20 protein-coding genes, 1 tRNA gene and 1 pseudogene are annotated in these 17,493 nt (G+C 47.8%); 3 read left to right on the top strand and 19 right to left on the bottom strand.

Going from position 1 to position 17,493, the window contains the following annotated elements:
• Positions 1–44: 44 nt before the first annotated feature.
• The 6 genes from rplA to rplS all read right to left on the bottom strand — a co-directional run bounded on the left by rplA (position 45) and on the right by rplS (position 2,839).
• A complete protein-coding gene (gene rplA, locus DXZ20_RS27405; RefSeq protein ID WP_163660455.1) occupies positions 45–764 on the bottom strand; it encodes a 50S ribosomal protein L1 in 720 nt (239 codons plus the stop codon).
• Between the two features lie 86 nt (positions 765–850).
• Positions 851–1,276 carry a 50S ribosomal protein L11 gene (rplK, locus tag DXZ20_RS27410; protein ID WP_006518043.1) on the bottom strand — a complete coding sequence of 142 codons (426 nt, stop codon included), beginning with the start codon at positions 1,274–1,276 and terminating at the stop codon, positions 851–853.
• 3 nt (positions 1,277–1,279) lie between these two features.
• Positions 1,280–1,918 carry a transcription termination/antitermination protein NusG gene (nusG, locus tag DXZ20_RS27415; RefSeq protein WP_163660453.1) on the bottom strand — a complete coding sequence of 213 codons (639 nt, stop codon included), beginning with the start codon at positions 1,916–1,918 and terminating at the stop codon, positions 1,280–1,282.
• Positions 1,918–2,154: a preprotein translocase subunit SecE gene (secE, locus tag DXZ20_RS27420; RefSeq protein WP_163660451.1), complete on the bottom strand. Its 237-nt coding sequence runs from the start codon at positions 2,152–2,154 to the stop codon at positions 1,918–1,920. Before secE ends, nusG begins: the two co-directional genes overlap by 1 nt.
• Before the next feature lie 171 nt (positions 2,155–2,325).
• A tRNA-Trp gene (locus tag DXZ20_RS27425) sits at positions 2,326–2,398 on the bottom strand.
• A 60-nt stretch (positions 2,399–2,458) separates the two neighbouring features.
• A complete protein-coding gene (gene rplS / locus DXZ20_RS27430; RefSeq protein ID WP_006518040.1) occupies positions 2,459–2,839 on the bottom strand; it encodes a 50S ribosomal protein L19 in 381 nt (126 codons plus the stop codon).
• Between the two features lie 218 nt (positions 2,840–3,057).
• On the opposite strand from rplS, the gene map reads away from it, so the two are divergent.
• Positions 3,058–3,891, top strand: a complete 834-nt coding sequence (map, locus tag DXZ20_RS27435; protein WP_163660449.1) for a type I methionyl aminopeptidase — start codon at positions 3,058–3,060, stop codon at positions 3,889–3,891.
• Positions 3,892–3,971: 80 nt separating this feature from the next.
• Here map and DXZ20_RS27440 read toward each other — a convergent pair whose 3' ends face one another.
• From DXZ20_RS27440 to DXZ20_RS27465, 6 genes are all read right to left on the bottom strand, one after another.
• Positions 3,972–4,988, bottom strand: a complete 1,017-nt coding sequence (locus DXZ20_RS27440) for an energy transducer TonB (protein WP_163702258.1) — start codon at positions 4,986–4,988, stop codon at positions 3,972–3,974.
• A 139-nt stretch (positions 4,989–5,127) separates the two neighbouring features.
• Positions 5,128–6,030, bottom strand: a complete 903-nt coding sequence (locus DXZ20_RS27445) for a hypothetical protein (protein WP_163702260.1) — start codon at positions 6,028–6,030, stop codon at positions 5,128–5,130.
• 210 nt (positions 6,031–6,240) lie between these two features.
• A complete protein-coding gene (locus tag DXZ20_RS27450; protein WP_163702262.1) occupies positions 6,241–7,194 on the bottom strand; it encodes a PstS family phosphate ABC transporter substrate-binding protein in 954 nt (317 codons plus the stop codon).
• 494 nt (positions 7,195–7,688) lie between these two features.
• Positions 7,689–7,949, bottom strand: a complete 261-nt coding sequence (locus DXZ20_RS27455) for a hypothetical protein (protein ID WP_163702263.1) — start codon at positions 7,947–7,949, stop codon at positions 7,689–7,691.
• A gap of 21 nt (positions 7,950–7,970) precedes the next feature.
• Positions 7,971–8,552, bottom strand: coding sequence for a pentapeptide repeat-containing protein (locus DXZ20_RS27460; RefSeq protein WP_163702265.1), 582 nt, complete (start codon positions 8,550–8,552; stop codon positions 7,971–7,973).
• Complete coding sequence (locus DXZ20_RS27465; protein WP_163702267.1) at positions 8,549–9,970, bottom strand: HD domain-containing phosphohydrolase; 1,422 nt, start codon at positions 9,968–9,970, stop codon at positions 8,549–8,551. Before DXZ20_RS27465 ends, DXZ20_RS27460 begins: the two co-directional genes overlap by 4 nt.
• Positions 9,971–10,417: 447 nt before the next feature.
• On the opposite strand from DXZ20_RS27465, the gene nblD reads away from it, so the two are divergent.
• Entirely contained in the window at positions 10,418–10,645 is a 228-nt protein-coding gene (gene nblD / locus DXZ20_RS27470) for an NblD family protein (RefSeq protein ID WP_163702269.1), read from the top strand.
• On the opposite strand, the gene DXZ20_RS27475 is transcribed toward nblD, so the two are convergent.
• From DXZ20_RS27475 to DXZ20_RS27490, 4 genes are all read right to left on the bottom strand, one after another.
• The gene (locus DXZ20_RS27475; protein ID WP_163660434.1) at positions 10,642–11,082 is read right to left on the bottom strand and encodes an SRPBCC family protein; all 441 of its coding nucleotides are present in this window, start codon (positions 11,080–11,082) and stop codon (positions 10,642–10,644) included. The genes nblD and DXZ20_RS27475 overlap by 4 nt on opposite strands.
• Positions 11,083–11,172: 90 nt before the next feature.
• The gene (locus DXZ20_RS27480; RefSeq protein ID WP_163702271.1) at positions 11,173–12,426 is read right to left on the bottom strand and encodes a ferrochelatase; all 1,254 of its coding nucleotides are present in this window, start codon (positions 12,424–12,426) and stop codon (positions 11,173–11,175) included.
• 216 nt (positions 12,427–12,642) lie between these two features.
• Complete coding sequence (locus tag DXZ20_RS27485; protein WP_163702273.1) at positions 12,643–13,746, bottom strand: aldo/keto reductase; 1,104 nt, start codon at positions 13,744–13,746, stop codon at positions 12,643–12,645.
• A 36-nt stretch (positions 13,747–13,782) separates the two neighbouring features.
• Entirely contained in the window at positions 13,783–14,280 is a 498-nt protein-coding gene (locus DXZ20_RS27490; protein ID WP_163670608.1) for a bifunctional nuclease family protein, read from the bottom strand.
• Between the two features lie 367 nt (positions 14,281–14,647).
• Between DXZ20_RS27490 and DXZ20_RS27495 the strand changes: the two genes are divergently transcribed.
• Positions 14,648–15,304 carry a riboflavin synthase gene (locus DXZ20_RS27495; protein ID WP_163702275.1) on the top strand — a complete coding sequence of 219 codons (657 nt, stop codon included), beginning with the start codon at positions 14,648–14,650 and terminating at the stop codon, positions 15,302–15,304.
• Positions 15,305–15,374: 70 nt separating this feature from the next.
• Here the strand turns inward: DXZ20_RS27495 and DXZ20_RS27500 are convergent, their stop codons facing one another.
• The 3 genes and pseudogenes from DXZ20_RS27500 to DXZ20_RS27510 form a co-directional block, all read right to left on the bottom strand.
• Complete coding sequence (locus tag DXZ20_RS27500) at positions 15,375–15,809, bottom strand: pentapeptide repeat-containing protein (RefSeq protein ID WP_225920346.1); 435 nt, start codon at positions 15,807–15,809, stop codon at positions 15,375–15,377.
• A 214-nt stretch (positions 15,810–16,023) separates the two neighbouring features.
• A complete protein-coding gene (gene psbC, locus DXZ20_RS27505; protein WP_163670610.1) occupies positions 16,024–17,403 on the bottom strand; it encodes a photosystem II reaction center protein CP43 in 1,380 nt (459 codons plus the stop codon).
• Positions 17,387–17,493 (bottom strand): annotated as a pseudogene (locus tag DXZ20_RS27510) (photosystem II protein D2); the annotation flags it as partial. The pseudogene DXZ20_RS27510 and the gene psbC, both read right to left, overlap by 17 nt.

Here is a 17,493-nt window from a genome sequence, read left to right on the forward strand (position 1 = left end):
CTCCAAAGCTTGTCACTGCTGATTCTCAACAGTAATTTTTTAATCTATGCAGCTGCATCCTCTAGTTGCAAGTCACGCAGTGCACTGATATCCATTTTAATGGCAGGTCCCATCGTAGCAGCTACTGACATTGTTCGCCAGTAACGACCCTTAGCACCTGAAGGACGATTACGATCAATCGTCTCTTGCAGAGCTTTTAGGTTCACCAGTAAGTCTTCAGCGCTAAAATCGGCCTTGCCAAACATCACGTGGACTATGCCAGATTTGTCCGCCCGGAACTCTAGTTTACCGGCCTTAAAGTCATTAATTGCCTGGGCCAAGTCAAAGGTCACAGATCCCCCCTTCGGCGATGGCATTAAACCACGGGGACCTAAAATACGACCCAGCTTAGCTACTTTGGGCATCATGTCGGGCGTGGCAATCAGGATGTCAAAGTCCATCATGCCCTTTTGGATCTCGTCGATTAATTCCTCAGACCCGGCCATGTCTGCGCCGTTATCGGTTGCTTCAGCCACCTTCTCGCCACGGGCAATGACAGCAACGCGAACGTTCTGACCAGTGCCTTTAGGCAAGGCCACAGTAGTACGTAATTGCTGATCGGTATATTTGGGATCAATACCCAAACGAATGTGAGCCTCAACAGTCTCGGTGAACTTTGCAGTGGCTGTTTCCTTCAGCAGCTGCATTGCTTCCAAGGGCTCATAAAATTTGTCCTGTATTTTTGCCTGCAGCTCTCTCAAGCGGCGCGACACCTTCTTTGTCATGTTTTTACTCCTAGGGGTCATAACGAAGTTAAACTTCTTCCCCAAACGTTGGTCAAATAGATAAAAAATGCATCTGTATGCTGACGTTAGTCAGAAACAGTAACTCCCATATTGCGAGCTGTGCCTTCAATGATGTTCATGGCTGCTTCAACGTCATTAGCGTTGAGGTCAGGCATTTTCATTTCAGCAATTTCTTGCAATTGGGCGCGAGTAATAGAGCCAACTTTTGTTTTGTTGGGCTCACCTGAACCCTTCTCAATCTTGGCCGCCTTTTTGATTAGCACGGAGGCTGGCGGTGTTTTGAGAATGAACGTAAAACTTCTGTCTTCAAATACAGAAATTTCAACCGGGACAATTAGTCCAGCTTTGTCAGAGGTCTTAGCGTTATATTCTTTGCAGAACGCCATAATGTTGACCCCGTGCTGACCCAAGGCGGGACCAATTGGCGGTGCAGGGTTCGCTTTTCCAGCTGGGATTGCCAGCTTAATAAGGGCAACTACCTTCTTCGCCATTGATTAACTCTCTTTTTGCACTTGGTTAAATTCCAGCTCAACGGGGGTATCGCGACCGAAAATCGATAACAATGCCTTAAGCTTGCTCCGTTCAGGGCTGACTTCAATGACTTCACCACTGAAGTCCTTAAACGGACCAGACAATACCAAGATCTTGTCGCCCTCAGCCATATCAACTTTGACTACAGGTGCCTGTTCTTGGGTCTGCTTAAAGATACGTTCGACTTCGGCTCTACTTAGAGGCATGGGTTTAACATGCCCTCGCCCACGTCCAGTGGCTCGGCGCTGCTCAGCACCGACAAAGTTAATGACATGGGGGGTGTTTTTAACCACCTGCCATACGTCATCCTCCAAAATCATGCGGATGAGGACGTACCCAGGAAAAACTTTTTCCTCAATATTCTGACGACTGCCGTCTTTACGCAGTTTGACCGCAGGAGTCTGCGGTATTTCAATCTGGAAAATGTACTGGTTAACGCCCAGGGTAATGGCCCGTTGCTCAAGGTTGAGCTTAACGCGCTTTTCGCACCCGGAGGCTACTTGTACCGCATACCAGCGAGACTGTGACTTTCTCGGTTCCTCAGGAACGCTAGAATCGTTACTGTCAGCTGTATAGTTTGGATCGTCAGAAGCGTAAGTCATTAGAACACCTGTCTAGAAGCCCAACCAAATAGTTTATCCACTAAGTAAATAAGTGTGGCAGACACACCCACCATTAAGATGACAGCTGCAGATTCACTAATCAGCTGCTGTCTGGAGGGCCAAACCACTTTGCTCAATTCTTCGCGAGTGCCTTTTACAAAAGACGCCGCGTCAAATGAGTCAGAGGAGTCGCTCGGCTGCTTTTCAACTACTTTCTTAGCGTCCTTTTTGACCACGTCATTAGCTTCCTTGTTTGCTACATCGAGTCAGATTGATCATGAATCAATCCAGAGATACCCAAGCAAAAATTCTACCTAAAGCTCACTGCTTGATAGAAAAAGAAAAAATCTCTTTCCTTTAAGCAACAAATCTAAATGCTTTAGGCAGAACTTATGCTAATCGCTCAGCGCGCCCTGGAGGACTCGAACCCCCGACATTCGGTTTTGGAGACCGACGTTCTACCAACTGAACTAAGGACGCACGACTCTTTGAACTTACCCCATTGTAAGGCTTAATCTGCGGGCTTTAGATGCCCTAAGACTATTTTTTGCCTGATTTGTCAATGGGACGATCAAAGCGCTGCTTCAAGCGAGTTGACTTACCAACGCGATCGCGAAGGTAGTACAACTTAGCACGACGCGCTTTACCTCTGCGTAGAACCTTAATATTGGCTACGCGAGGTGCATGAAGTAAGAAAACACGCTCCACACCTACACCTTGAAAGATGCGACGTACGGTGATCGTCTCGTTGATGCCACCATTGCGCATAGCAATGACGGTACCTTCGTAGGGCTGCACACGTTCCTTACCACCTTCTACAATTCGGACACCGACCCGAACTGTATCCCCAACATAGATTTTGGGGATGTCTTCTTTGATATGTTCCGCTTCTATTGAGCGGATAATCTCCTCAGCGTTCATAAGCCCTGAAAAGCGCACGGTCTTTAATAGTAGGCCAACATGGTCACAAATACCAAGGGTTTTTGGAGGGAATTTCAAGAAGGTGACTGCTGCCTGTCTGTTCAATGGGGAATGGTCAATGGGGAATGGGGTAAGAATCCTGCATACTATATATGGTGTGAGCTAGATAATGCTCAAGTGCCGCACGTTTAACCCATTGCAAACCTCAATCACCCACTATGAATGTTTTAGGTAATTTACTGTCGCGGGCCTTAGCTGCACCAGTTATGGTAGGTCCGCGTAAGCATCAGGGGATTGAGTTAAAGTCTGCGCCTGAGAGGGAGACGATGCGCCAGGCCGGACGGATTGTGGCAACGGTGCTGAGGGAAATTGCCGATCAGGTGCAGCCTGGAATGACCACAGCAGATCTAGATGACCTCGCAGAGCACCGTATTTGTGAAATGGGTGCAACGCCTAGTTTTAAGGGGTATCACGGATTCCCAGGATCTATCTGTGCCAGTATCAACGATGAAGTTGTCCATGGCATCCCTCGTAAGCGCAAGGTCATTAAGTCTGGCGATTTACTTAAAGTAGATACTGGAGCCTACTTTGAAGGTTTTCATGGTGACTCCTGTATCACGATTGCTGTCGGCAAAGTGAATGGCAAAGCCCAGGATCTGATGCAAGCAGCTGAGTCTGCATTGTATGCAGGCATTGCCCAGGCGTTACCAGGGAAAACCCTGCTCGATATTGCTGGAGCGATTGAAGATAGTATTCATGCCAGTGGCTATACCGTGGTTGAGGAATTTACCGGCCATGGTGTAGGCCGAAACCTGCATGAGCCCCCATCCGTATTTAATTTTCGGACTAAAGAATTACCCAATGTCACGCTCAAGCCGGGTATGGCCTTGGCGATTGAGCCAATTGTGAATGAAGGCTCTAAGGTGACCCGCACTCTGCGGGATCGATGGACGGTAGTGACCTGCGATCGCAAACTTTCTGCCCAATTTGAACACACAGTGCTCATCACCGAAGACGGCCAAGAAATTCTGACCGACCGGTCTAAGGTCTAACGGGTTTTGAGTTGATGGTCCACTAAGCCATTCAACCTAATGATTTCTCAGTTCGCTAACTAAGAACCAAGCACTAAGAACTATTTTTTCAACTGGGCAAGGTCCACACAAGCATCCTCGTCATAGTCCACTTCGATATCGATGGTGTAGGCCTGCTGGGAGGATTCCTCGGGAAAATCAGTGTAGTCTTTGGCCTTTTCTAAGGCAATTTCGTTAAGAAACCCATAGCCAGAGCTGCGTAGTAAAGCGGGCTCGGTTGCGATCGCGCCATCGGCATCCACAACGACACCTACTAATCCTTTTGCTGGTATGGGGGTCAGACAGCTCAGAAAGCGTCGACCCTCATCAGCTATCAACGGATAACTAATTTCTACAGCCTTTTCCAAACCTTGAGCTTCGGATACGTTTAAGCCTTGTTCTTCAGTTAGGTTAACTAGCCATTTTTGCTTAGTTTCTTCGGTTTCAGGATCTGTCGTGCGCAGCACGCTATGCCGTAAACGTGTCAGGAAGTCTCGTAACAGATTCGGTACTTCTGCCTGTGCACCATCTTTAAGTGCGACTAGAGTGGGTGGTTCTTGAACTGTGGGAGTATTATCGGCTGTGTCATCACTGCCCCCGCTGTTGGGAGGATTGCTAGGGGGAGATAGAATCGCAATTTCATTGCCAGTATTCCGGTTGTCTGTTTGGTTTTGGGAGGTGCTGCCTCTTCGATTATTTCCATTGTTGGTACTGGCCCGACGACGGTTATCGGAATTGCTACGGCCAGTTGTAGAACCGGTTCCATCCGTTTGACCATTCCGCGTTTGACGGGTTTGAGCTGGCTGCTGACTGGCTGTTGTGTGCCCCCCCGCTGATGCCGGTTGACGAACGGCTGTGGCTACACCAGCTGCAGGACGAGGGGCAGGTCTGGTAGCGCTAGGAGCTACCAGACCTGCCTTGGGAAGGATCCGGGTGACCGTGATGCTTTCGCCTTCTGGATCGGGGGCAGGCACTACAGAATCAGATGAACCACCTGCTATTGGAACCATTAACAGCCCTGCATGTAGACCCGCAGCCAGCAAAAAAATTGGATTAAAAAGCAACTTCAAAAAATTCATGGCAATGCAGGGAATAACTAAAACGAAAGCCAACCTAGATATAGGTTAAACAATAGGCCTGGGGTTTCTGAAATGAACTATTCCAAATATCTAACTGCTCCCATAGAGTCAGTTTAGAAAAATAGTCTAGCCTAAACGTCTAACTCTGCCGTGGATCGTTAGGCCAGACAAACACTAAGGTTGTTCCCTTCAAATCAATGAGAGAGATGTAATTAACGGGTTGTTCATCAGCTGAATAAACACCATAAAAAGGATGACCACCGTATAGACCTTCCTCGACCTGGCTCATGCCTGCACTGATGAGAGCCTGTCCCAATCCTTCTCGGCTGACAAGATCAATATTTCTAGCAATCTGCTTGAAGGATACTTGAGGCAGGGGTAAATACGTGCCGTTTACGATACTTTCTGTGGTGAAGAATGCGGCGGGCTCAACAACATTTTCCACAGCTTTACTGCGGAATCTGAGGTCGATTGGATCCGTTGGATCAATGGTTAACCATTCACTGGTGATGTCAAAATTGTTGGTTCCGTTGTTGGGGTCAGTCCCTAGAAACTGACTTAGACTGCTATTGAGAGACGATTGTTGAGCAGGATCAAACCCAAATGATGGCTCCTCTTCTTCAAACTCTGCAAATTCCTCGTCGAATTCTTCCTCAAACTCTTCCTCTTCAATAATTTCTTCTAGTTGCTCAGGTACCTCGGTGAGTACGGGGGGAGCTACAACGGGGGCCGGTGGTGCTTCAGGAGTCGGTGCTTGAGGCTCTTCTGGTGGAGGTGGTGCAGGTTCTGCTGGAGCTAAGATATCACTGAGGCTGACAGCTTCGATGGTGACTTCCTCTTCAGGTTCTGTCTCTACAACGTCTCCTATTTTGGGTGCTGATAAATCAACAGCTGGGAGCACCAGTAAAATAACGTGTGCTCCCAATGCTATCCACACAACTGGGCGTTTCAGAAAACTGACTCCGTAGGTTGAAAGTTGTATCGTGACATAGGGGAGCGCTCGAATAAATAACATTGGTTGCATGGCAAGACTTTTGGCCATAGAGACCAAATTCTTGCGAGATTCGGAGGGAGCAACACTAACCATGTTCTGGAAAATTAGGGAGCGAATACTCAGGAAACCTTGGAGGAGCGAACATTCCCCCAAGGCAAAAATGGTTGATGCACACTGAGCGTGTGAAAGTTGCAAAGGACCTGCCACAGGGGAGAATACACCCTATGGCAGGAATCAAAAACTCACTAATGACTGAGACTAGTTGAAGATAGTATTTGCTTCAGCGTCGTAAGCTTCGAGAGTGGCGTCAGTTGCTGCGTCGGGTAAGGGGACGTAACCTACATCTAGGATGAGCTCACCAGCGTCGGCCTGCTCAATATAGAACTGTACGAAGTCAGCAACACCACTATCAGCATCAGTCAATGCCGCAGCATTGACGTAGATGAAAATAGGACGACCAAGTGGCTGGTAGATATCCGCCTCAACGTTCTCTACAGTGGGCTCAACATACTCGCCAAGCTCTTCGTTTAAGATGCTCACTGACTGCAGAATGTCTGAATTCTCTGCGAAGTAAGCCAAGCCGAAGTAACCAATGGCATATTTGTCACCAGCGACACCACGTACCAGGATGTTGTCGTCTTCACTAGCAGTGTAGTCAGCACGGCTAACACCACCATCACCATTGACTTCATCGGTAAAGTAGTCAAAAGTACCAGAATCAGTACCAGGACCGAATAGACTAATTTCTTCATCAGGCCAGGAAGGATCAATCTGATTCCAACGAGTAATAGTGCCTTCAGCAGGGGCGTCCCACATAGTGTTTAACTGGGCAACAGTCATCTCAGTTGCCCAATCATTTTCCGGGTTGATAACAACTGTCAGAGCATCATAGGCAACGGGGACCGCGATGTACTCAATGCCATTAGCAGCGCAAAGCTCTTTCTCTGTATCTTTGATAGGCCGAGATGCGTTAGAGATAGCAGTCTCACCAGCACAGAATTTCTTGAAGCCACCGCCAGTACCGGAAACACCAATAGTGATAGATGCAGGATTACCAGCGAGGGCGTACTCTTCAGCCATCGCTTCTGTGATGGGAAAAACAGTACTGGAACCATCGATAGCAATATTCTGAGCAACTGCAGATGTCGCAGTGACAGCACTAGCAGCAACAACTGTAGCTACAGTGCCAAAAAACTTAGCGAACTTAACCATAACAACACACTCCGTGGCTATTTGTTCAGGCCACGAAAAAATGTAGCTATACAAAATTAAGGCTCGCTAATTGGTTTATTAAGACACAATTTCCATTTGTTTAAGACAAGGTAAACACTAAAGATAAGCTTAATGTGGAGAAAATGGCCTATCTTTTAGAGGGAATTCTGAGAAAATGTTGGACGAATATTTTGTCAATTGAATTTGAACTTAATTCTAGAGTAAAAAGCTGTATCCAACATTACTTTTGGGTGAAATATTAGAGAAACTCATAAACTAAGCTGGATAGTTCTGTTGATGTTTGAATCGGTGCCTATGTTCCAAGCACATCAAAAAATGTTCGGTCAAATGAACGTCCGGATTGTAAAATTCTGGTTGCCTTAGATGGGTAGCAAAAATCTTTATCTGTTGGCGATTGTTACCGAATCTATGTGACTGAATCTAACTTAGGGGCGTCACTCTAATAAAAAGCAAACCTATGCCCTTGAAAGTCTCTAAACTTTTCCTTCAAAATATTTGTACCAAACAGCATTGCCGATGACGGTGAGGAGCAGAATGCTGCCTCCACCTAGTAACGCCAGGGTAGGGTTATAGCCACCACGCATGAGAGTCTCCATCCATCCATTTGTGGTGGCAGAGGGTGAGACCCGATTGGCTAAAAATGGAGTGAGGTAAATCAGAGCACCCCCGCTAAGGAGCCAACCCACCATAGATGTGAGTAGAAAAACAGTTTTGCCTCTAGTTTGGGTGCTCATAGAAAATCTCTTTAAAAAATATTAAGTGGCTAAAGGAGTGCCGCTCAAACATGCACCAGATAAGGTGGCACCATCAAAATTGGTATTGTCCACACAGGCACATAACAGATTAGCTTGGGTGAAATTAGCTCCTCTTGCAACAGCACCGCTAAGATTGGCTTCTTCCAAGTCAGCGCCTGATAAATCTGCTCCAGCTAGATTTGCATTGCTTAAATCAGCATTGCGTAAAATACAGCTTGCTAAGTTTGCGCCTCGTAAGTCAGCTCCTCGTAGATCAACTGCCGTTAGGTTGAGATTACTCAAAATGGCCCCCGCTAAAAAAGCACCAGCAAAGCTGGCATTTGTTGTCTCTGCTTCCAGTAAGACTGCCCCACGCAGGTCGGCATTTCGCAGATCGGCTGCCACCAGGTTGGCACCCATTAAGTCAGCCCCACGTAAATTGGCACGAAGGTCTGATTCTTTGAGCATTGTGCCGCTGAGGTTAGCTCCTTGCAAATTGGCTTGGGCTAATTTTGCGCCGCTAAGCTCTATTCCTGCCAAATCTGCACCCATCAGCTTTTTTTTCTGTCCTTGCAGAATAGCCTCAATTTCTGATGGGGTCATGAAGTAACCTCCTTAGATATTGCTGGGTGTTTCTTTTCAGTGGCTGGGGGTTTCAAGTCCTCAAGCCAAACGGTGGGTTGTTGGCTTGGGCGTTCCGGCAGCTGTAACATGCCGATTTCTGCTAAGCGGACGACGGTGCTCAACGACTCGACCAACTTCGGATCAAAGCGTCGATCGCTATGGTTTTCGCAGGCCGTTAAGGCATCTCCCAATGACATGGCAGCCCTATCGCCTCTAGCCTCGGTTAACTCTTGAAAATATGAGACTAGACCCAAAATTCGTGACTCAATGGGAATTTCTTCAGCTTTTAAACCATCGGGCGTGCCGCTACCATCCCAATACTCCAATTGATGAGTGACAATGCGACTGATGGGGGCCAATTCAGGCATGGAGGACAGGAGCTGGCCGCCTAGAGCAGCGCGATCGCGCCAGAACACCAAACTGGCTTTATCTAGCTGAGCCGCAGTTTGTTTAAAAATTTCCTTGGGGGCTTCGGCAAGGCCAATGCGGAATAGTAACCCAGCTAACCGTAAGCGGCGAAGTTGCAACGTAGGTAAGTCGAGCAACTGGCCTAGAGTCTCGGCTAGGGCTGAAACCTGGAGTGATGCGGTAGGGTTAGCTACATCCCGCTCGTCAATTTTTTGAACCATTCGCAAAAAAGCCTGGAGCTTATTGGCGGCCAAGTTGCGATTAAGTTTAGACGCTTGCCCCTCTAACTCCCAGAGTTCACGGGTTTGGCGACTGACGGTGACTAGCTGTTGCTGACTACTCTGTAGATAATTAACAATGCGTGCAACCACGCCACTTAGGTCCGTGGAGGTATCGGATGGATTATTGCTAAGTCTGTTGTAGTGGTCCATCAGCTGATCAGCGAGGGCAGGCGAGTAGGGCTGCATTCGCTCGATCAATATTTTGGCTGCGGCTTCTACAGGGCCACGGTCAAAGGTCCACAGACCGTAGAACTTACGCTCAGCATCTGTAGTGGGTATGCTGTCGCTACGGTACTCGTCGTCAGACAGCTCATGACATAGAACCATGGAGGCATACCCCGGTGCCAAAATAATCAGGTTCCATTCTTTGGTCAGGCTGTCATCCTTCTGTAAGTTCACCATGTCCACATTGTCGAGTTGACTGGTGGCATGGTCACCAAAACCACTATCTGGGACAGCTGCGATCGCAACTTGCTGAGAGCAATGAGCAATATCTCTGTAGCGCTCGGCTTCCTGTAGATACCATTTCCCCTGTTGGAAAGTCACCAGCACGAGTGGTTGATCATTTTCTGAATGTTCCAGAATATGATCTTCTAGGGCATGACAAAGGGCCACCAGCGTATTTTTGAAATAAACCCCATAACTGGATGGCATTTGCCCTTCAGGCAAAATGGTTTTGAGTTGATTAAGGGTCGCCTCAGAGTTCATAGAAAGACTCTTAGTGAATCAAGTCAGCGTCTGCTCCCAGAATAAAGAGCTAGCGCTATTAGCTCCGAACTCCTATCAGATGGAGCTTATCCAAAAAGTATCTAAATCTATTACCCATGATTTCATACTTTGATGAAAAGCGTGGCAAGTCTGATACAAGTTGTACCCGTTATGCAGGAAAGGGTGTGCTCTGGGGGTGGTGATGTGGGGTAAGCGCCGTTGCACGCGCTTAGAAAATTGCTTTTTTTGTTATGAAAATTTTAACCCAAGCGCTGGTTTGAAAACGGGCTGGGGTGATTGTTGGGTAATGCTTTAAAGGGGCAATATTGATCGTTTTTGTGATGAAACGATACAAAATAGGTGGCTGAAATAAGTGAAAGTACTTACCTTGTATAAAGGTTCAACTAGTTACGATTAGTGGACCTTACTAAAATCGAGTGAAAGCCTATGATTACGATAACCCAAGAACAGACTTGTTCCGTATGCGGCGTGAAGGTTGTGGATGACGTTGTGCAATTTTCCAATGGCTCCACCGGTACCCGTGCCCGTCTCTATGCCAGGGTCTGCCAGTATGCTAAGAAGCCTGAATGTATCAATCAAGATAAGGAGCTAATTGGTGAAGTTCTGCAGGAGGATGGCTTTATGGAAGCCCCCAATATTAATTTTGGCGGCTAACCCAATCGCTCTGCTACCTGTTTAAGCCGCTTTAACTGGGCTGCCATATCCTGCTTAGTCCAGTTAGCGGCAAATTGATTGAACCCAAATGCCACTAATGGGTTAGGAATTTCAAATTCGAATCTATTGAGCAGGCGAGTTCCTGATGCTTCTGGTACACATTCCCAGCGGTCTTTGCCTGTGAAGAACCCTGTAAATGCCCACACCACCAAGCCGGGACGACGCTCCACCACTGTGCTGATTAAGCTGGGCTGTAAAAGGGGCACTTGAATGATAAATCGAGTCTGGCTGTTAAGCTCTGTACTCCAGGTTTCACCCATGGGTTCACACCGGAGGGCGGGGTTAAGCCATTGATGCATGAGGGTGCGATCGCAAATACAGCGTTCAACCGTTGTAGCGTTGGCATGGATAAAAATTGACTGCTCAAAAACACCCATATAAAGCAAAAAATGATCGGTAGAGGATAAGCACTACCGATCATTCTGACCTATTTTTTCTTACTTATTTTTTATGGGGAACAGGCAACCCTAATGGTGGTGATGGGCGTGATGGTGTTCTTGGCTGTGGCCCTGGTCACCACCATGGTGACCATTATGATGATGTTCGTCGTGGTGGTGACCATGGTGATGATGATGCCCGTTATGAGCACTGTCATGGTGGTGCCCTGAAAAATCCTCCGCAAGCAGGGCTCGTTGACTTGGATGGACAACGGTGCCTTGCTCGCCTATCAGATCTGTAATTAACCCGTCAACCCAGCCAGCGGCCATAGCGGCAAAGTCATCATTGTCGTTGACACAGGGCATTTGGACATAGGTGACATCAGGTCGCTTGCGACGTAGATGGCTGATAATGTGCTCTACATCCAATAGGGTTTCATGGTTTTCGGTGACAAAGCCAATGGGCATGAAGACGACTGCTGTAGCACCCAGATCCATCAGGTTTTGGGCTGCTAGGGTCACATTTGGCTGGGTCCACTCAATCATGGGGGTATCGTGATTGAGCCAACCGATGGAAATCAGCGGATAGTTATAGATCAGTCGTTCCCTGACTGCATCGTAGAGCAGCTGGCTCTCTGTAATGCCAGAGGTAAATCCCTTAGCTTTGTGGGGGCAGCCATGGTTCATCAGCACGATGCCGGTTTGGGATGGTAGGTGAGCAACGGCCAGATGCTGCTGAATTTTGTTCGTTACCTGGCGGGCGAGCAACTCAATATAGTCTGGTTGGTTGTAAAAGGACGGCATGTAGCGGGTACTTTTCAGCCAATGGTTGTCCTCACCTGTAAAAGTCTGCGCTAAGGCCTTGTTCACCTGTTCTACGGCAATGCCGCTGGTAAAAATGGAATCCACCACTAGCAAGGGATAAATCAAAAGCTTGGTAAATCCCTGGGACTGAATTTCTGCCAAGACCTGTTGGGGTAAATATGGAGCGCAAAAGTTAAATGCTTTAAAGACGCTAACGCGCTTTCCCCACTTGGCTTGTAAGTGACGTTCAATGCCCTCACGCTGACGCTCAAAAATTGAATTGTGGGGTGAAATAAAGTGATCGTGCTGATGGTCCCATTCGTGGCGATCAAACAAGGCTAACAGTTTAGCGAGTGGGGGATAAATCCAAGTGGGGACGGGGGCAAATTTTGCTGTTAATAGGTTGAGGGCTTGTTCGTTGTAGTTGGCAAAGTCTTCGTAACTTTCTACTTCGCCATATCCCATGAGCAATACTGCTACGCGATCGTCAGTGGTGCTTTGGTCTGGGGTAGATAAAAGTGTGCGTGGAATCGCAACCATAAAAAGTGAGCCTCGAAGGTGAGTTAGCCGTCCACTGGACGACCTTACGGTAACGCACCTGAATATCAGACCCTGCACCCATTGTAAGAATTTAAGACTCCTGAGATGAATTGATACGTAGCTATTGCTATCTGTTAAGTCTTACGTTGTTGTGTGCCATGGTTGTCAGCGATGTTAGCGTTTACCACTTCGCTTTAGCCTGGTTCAATCGCACCGTTAATCACTCCATAGCCGTCTACGTTCAGACCCCTTGAGTCGCTGGTGGGTATCCCGTAGCAGTGTGGGGATATCTAACTGTTCTGGGCAACGGGGTAAGCAGTCGCCGCAGTCGGTGCAGCGATTACCTTTACGTCCCGGAAACCAGTGGCCTGCTCGTTCAAACATGCCGTAGCGGTATTTCCCAAAGTTCGTCATATCGTAGGCGATGGCCAGATTTCTAAGTCTGAGCACTTCCGGAATGTTGATGGCTTCTGGGCAGGGCAAACATTCATAACACTGTTTGCATTGCTCAGTACCCAGATTTACCTGGGTTTGGGCCAGGTGCTCTAAGCGAGTGCACTCTTGATGGGTGAGGGGGGTTGTGTTGTCAGCTACTTGCAAGGGCCAGTCAAGCTCGGTGGGCACAGCTGGGCCTACGCTTAGGGTGGTGATACGCGGATCACTTAGCAGCCAGCGATAGGTGAGCAACAGTGGGTCAAATGGCTGACACAACTGCTTGAGTTTGTCTGATGGGGTGTAGAGTTGGCCACCTTTGTCGGCTGGGGAAATGATGAAAATACCCAGGTCTCGTTGATGGGCTAGCTCAATGGCGGCGGCGTTGCGCTGATTAAAGAAGTAGTAGTGCAGGTTAATAAAGCTGATGATGGGAAGTGAGATCGCACCCATCACCACATCTAATGAGCCATGACTAGAGGCCCCCACATGACGTACTCGACCGTCAGCCATTACCTGGGTTAACCCTGGTAACATCGACTCCACCTGCTGTAGATGCTCCAGTGTATTCACCCCGTGTACAGCCAGGCAGTCAACGTAGTCGGTTGCCAAGCGTTCTAGCGACTCATCCACGAGCCGTTCCACCTCGCTACCTGGCAGCAATTTGGTAGTTAAGATGAGCTCAGACCGATTCAAGCTGCTAAGGGCCTGACCAATGTAGTATTCGCTTTGACCATATCCCCGGGCAGTTTCAATGTGGTTAATTCCCAGATCGACTGCAGCCGCCAAAACCTGGTGTAAAGACTCTGCATTGTCTAGACAGCGCATAGTGCCTAGGGAAAATACAGATAGATTTAATTCGGTTTTACCAAAGCGTCGATAGTGCATGGGGCAGCATAGGCTTTAACCCAATAATTATCAGACCTATTGGTTAGACGAGCGCCCCTTCTGAGCAAAATCTGATGGGCTTAGGTTTGAAACAAAATCTCGGAATGCTTCCTTCTCAGCTTCATCAGCTTCACGGTCCACTGGAATTGAAGCGTCAGCAATCACCTCTTCCATCACCCAGATAGGCGCTCCCATCCGCAGGGCAATGGAAATAGCATCGCTAGGGCGAGAGTCAAGCTCTTTGGTGACCTCCCCTTGTTTGAGGGTCATCGTGGCATAGAACGTATTGTCCTTTAATGAATGAATCACCACACGATCTAGCGCCAGTTCCCAGTCATCTAGCAAATTGGCAAATAAATCATGGGTCATAGGACGCACAGATTCTTCGTTTTCCAAAGCGACTATAATTGCGCGGGCCTGCTCATTAGAAATAAAAATAGGCAGTGCTCGTCGTTCGGATGCGTCACGCAGCAAAATCACAGGGTTTCGCGAAACCGCATCCAGTGCAATGCCAGCAACTTTCATTTCGATCATGGATATTAATCCTCTTGGCTCCGCAGGAATCTAACCCAATAACTAGAATGTAACACTTGAAAATTATCTAAACTGTGTCAAACTGTCTGGGACATATGACGGTTGGGGCTTAAAAGGTGTTGTTAGAGAACGTCTTGGCTAATGGGTTGGTAAGTAATATTCCATTTCTAAGCTAAAAGAGTCCTTTCAGCTTGTTGGCCCATGAATAAAAATCTTTATTTAGAGTCTAAAAATCTTTATCTAGGCAACCGATTCTGTAACGTCTACACATATGCCATAAGGCTATAATGCCGCGATAATTTCACCTTTGCCAACTGGCTAATAGTGCTTCGTACACCCACTCTGTCACTAACATCATCATAAGAATGTGTTTACCGGACTAATTCAAGCTTTAGGAAAGCTTCAAACCCTAGACAATGATCGCTTACAGATTAGTGGTCTTGATGTTTCTAGCCCTATCATGGCGGATATTTCCCTGGGGGATAGTATCGCCGTAGACGGTGTTTGTCTGACGGTTGCGACTATTTTGCCAAAAGGGTTTGTGGTGACCGCATCTCCTGAAACGTTAGAACGATCAACCTTGGGGCATATTCCCCCGGAGCGACCTGTCAATCTGGAATCTTCCCTACGGGTAGGGTCCAAAATTGGTGGCCATTTTGTAACTGGTCACGTTGATGGTCAGGGGTATGTCGGTGAAATTATTAAAACTGATAGTGCTTGGGAAATCAGCTTTACGGTTCCCAGAAGTCAAGTGGCACGCTACATAGTCCCCAAAGGCAGCATTGGTGTTAACGGCATTAGCCTAACGGTTGCAGACTGTAGCGCATCGGGTGATTGGTTTAAGGTGGCTGTCATTCCAGTTACCTACGATGAAACGAATTTGCAATATCTACAGCCTAATGATGCCGTCAATTTAGAAGGCGATATCCTCGGTAAATATGTGGAGCGATTTACCCAGCCAGCGAGCACAGTTGGCCAGTCAGATATTTCTCTCGATTTCTTAGTTGAACATGGCTATGGGTAAGAACCCTGGTTTATATGAGTTTTTGGCTAATAAATTGTAGCTCGCTGAAAACAATCGGTGTTCTCTTAAGTTAAGGGCAATAAAGCGTATCTTTGGTTGCTCGTCCAGTCACCGGATTGACGCCTGTAGCAACTTCACAGAGCATGTCGTTTGTTTTGACATCCAGATCGACATCTGTAAAGTCTGCACCTTCTATGTTTGCTTTACGAAAATCAGTGCTAAACGCGTAAGCACCCTCAAAAATTGCGTTTTTAAGATTAGCTCTAATAAACCGGGCTCCATCCAGAGTAGCGCCACTCATATCGGCACTTTCTAGGTTTGCTTTGGTTAGGTTGGTGTCAAATAGGCGCACACCGCGCAAGTCTGTATTGCTCAGGTCTGCTTCTGCCATATCGGTGCTGGTGTAGTTATTACCACGTAAATCTTGGCCAGCAAAACTTTGCTGCCGCAGACTTTGCCGATCATAGTTTTTTGCTTGGGCTGTATTGGGCCAGCTTAAACACATTACACCTACCAACAGACAGCTCAGCAGCCAGCGTTTCCAACAAACAGAGCTCAAGTACCTCATAACTTAGCGATCGCAACATTACTAACCATGCATTTTAAAGCCGTTTAAGCACCTGTGACTATGGCTTAGCCATTTTACAGATAGCCCTCCAAACATAAAAAGCCTCTGCTCAAAGGCAGAGGCTTTTTATAAACGATTTTTAGACTAAGGCCTAGTCTAGATCGTTCATGCCCAGTACTGCTTCGTTTTCACGGTCAATACCCTTCTCGAAACCACCAGCAGCAGCACGAGCGCGGCCCGCATGCCATAGGTGACCAACCAAGAAGAAAAAGCCCAGAACGAAGTGAGACGTAGACAGCCACTGACGGGGATTCACAAAGTTAACAGAGTTAATCTCAGTGATAACGCCACCTACAGAGTTGATGGAAGCGTTAGGTGCGTGAGTCATGTACTCAGCAGCACGACGTACCTGCCAAGGCTGAATATCATTCTTAAGCTTATCTAGGTCAAGACCATTAGTACCACGAAGGGGAGATAGCCAAGGACCATCAAAGTCCCAGAAACGCATAGTCTCACCACCGAAGATGATCTCACCAGTAGGAGAGCGCATCAGGTACTTACCAAGACCAGTAGGACCTTGAGCAGAACCAATGTTGGCACCCATACGCTGGTCACGAACCAAGAAGGTCATTGCCTGCGCCTGAGAGGACTCAGCATTAGTAGGACCGTAGAACTCACTGGGGTAAGCGGTGTTGTTGAACCACACATAGCAGGAAGCGATAAAGCCCATCATGGACAATGCGCCCAAGCTATAGGAAAGGTAAGCTTCACCAGACCAGATAAAGGCACGACGTACCCAGCCGAAAGGCTTGGTTAAGATATGCCAGATACCACCGGAGATGCAGATTAGACCAATCCAGATGTGGCCACCGATGATGTCTTCCATGCTGTTAACGCCGACAATCCAGCCGTTACCACCGAAGGGAGCGCCAACCAAGTAGCCCCAGATAACAGCAGGGTCAAGGGTGGGGTTAGTGATAACACGAACGTCACCACCACCAGGAGCCCACGTGTCGTAGACACCGCCAAACAGAGTGGCTTTGAATACGAGCAACAGAGCACCACAGCCTAGAAGAATCAGGTGATAACCAATGATATTGGTCATCTGATTCTTATCCTTCCAGTCTTGTTGGAAGAAGTTGGAGTACTCCTCAAGCGTCTCAGGGCCGCGAACGGCGTGATAAACACCGCCTAGACCTAGAACTGCAGAAGAAATCAGGTGAAGTACACCAATGACAAAGTAGGGAAATGTATCAACAATTTCACCACCAGGACCTACACCCCAGCCAAGGGTGGCCATGTGAGGCAGTAGGATGAAGCCCTGCTCATAAAGGGGCTTCTCGGGCACAAAGTGAGATACCTCAAATAGAGTCATCGCACCGGCCCAAAGGACGATAAGACCAGCGTGGGCAACATGGGCACCCAGGAGCTTACCGGAAAGATCAATCAGACGAGCGTTACCAGACCACCAGGCAAAACCTGTGGATTGCTGGTCACGACCCGAAATGTAATTACTAGAGAGCGTTACCACGTGGCAGTACCTCTTCGGGGAATACAAACTTCTCGTGGGGCTGGTCCTGAGGAGCCATCCACGCACGAATACCTTCGTTAAGCAAGATGT

This window comes from Adonisia turfae CCMR0081 (genome assembly GCF_011009555.1).
Lineage (GTDB): Bacteria > Cyanobacteriota > Cyanobacteriia > Phormidesmidales > Phormidesmidaceae > Leptothoe > Leptothoe turfae.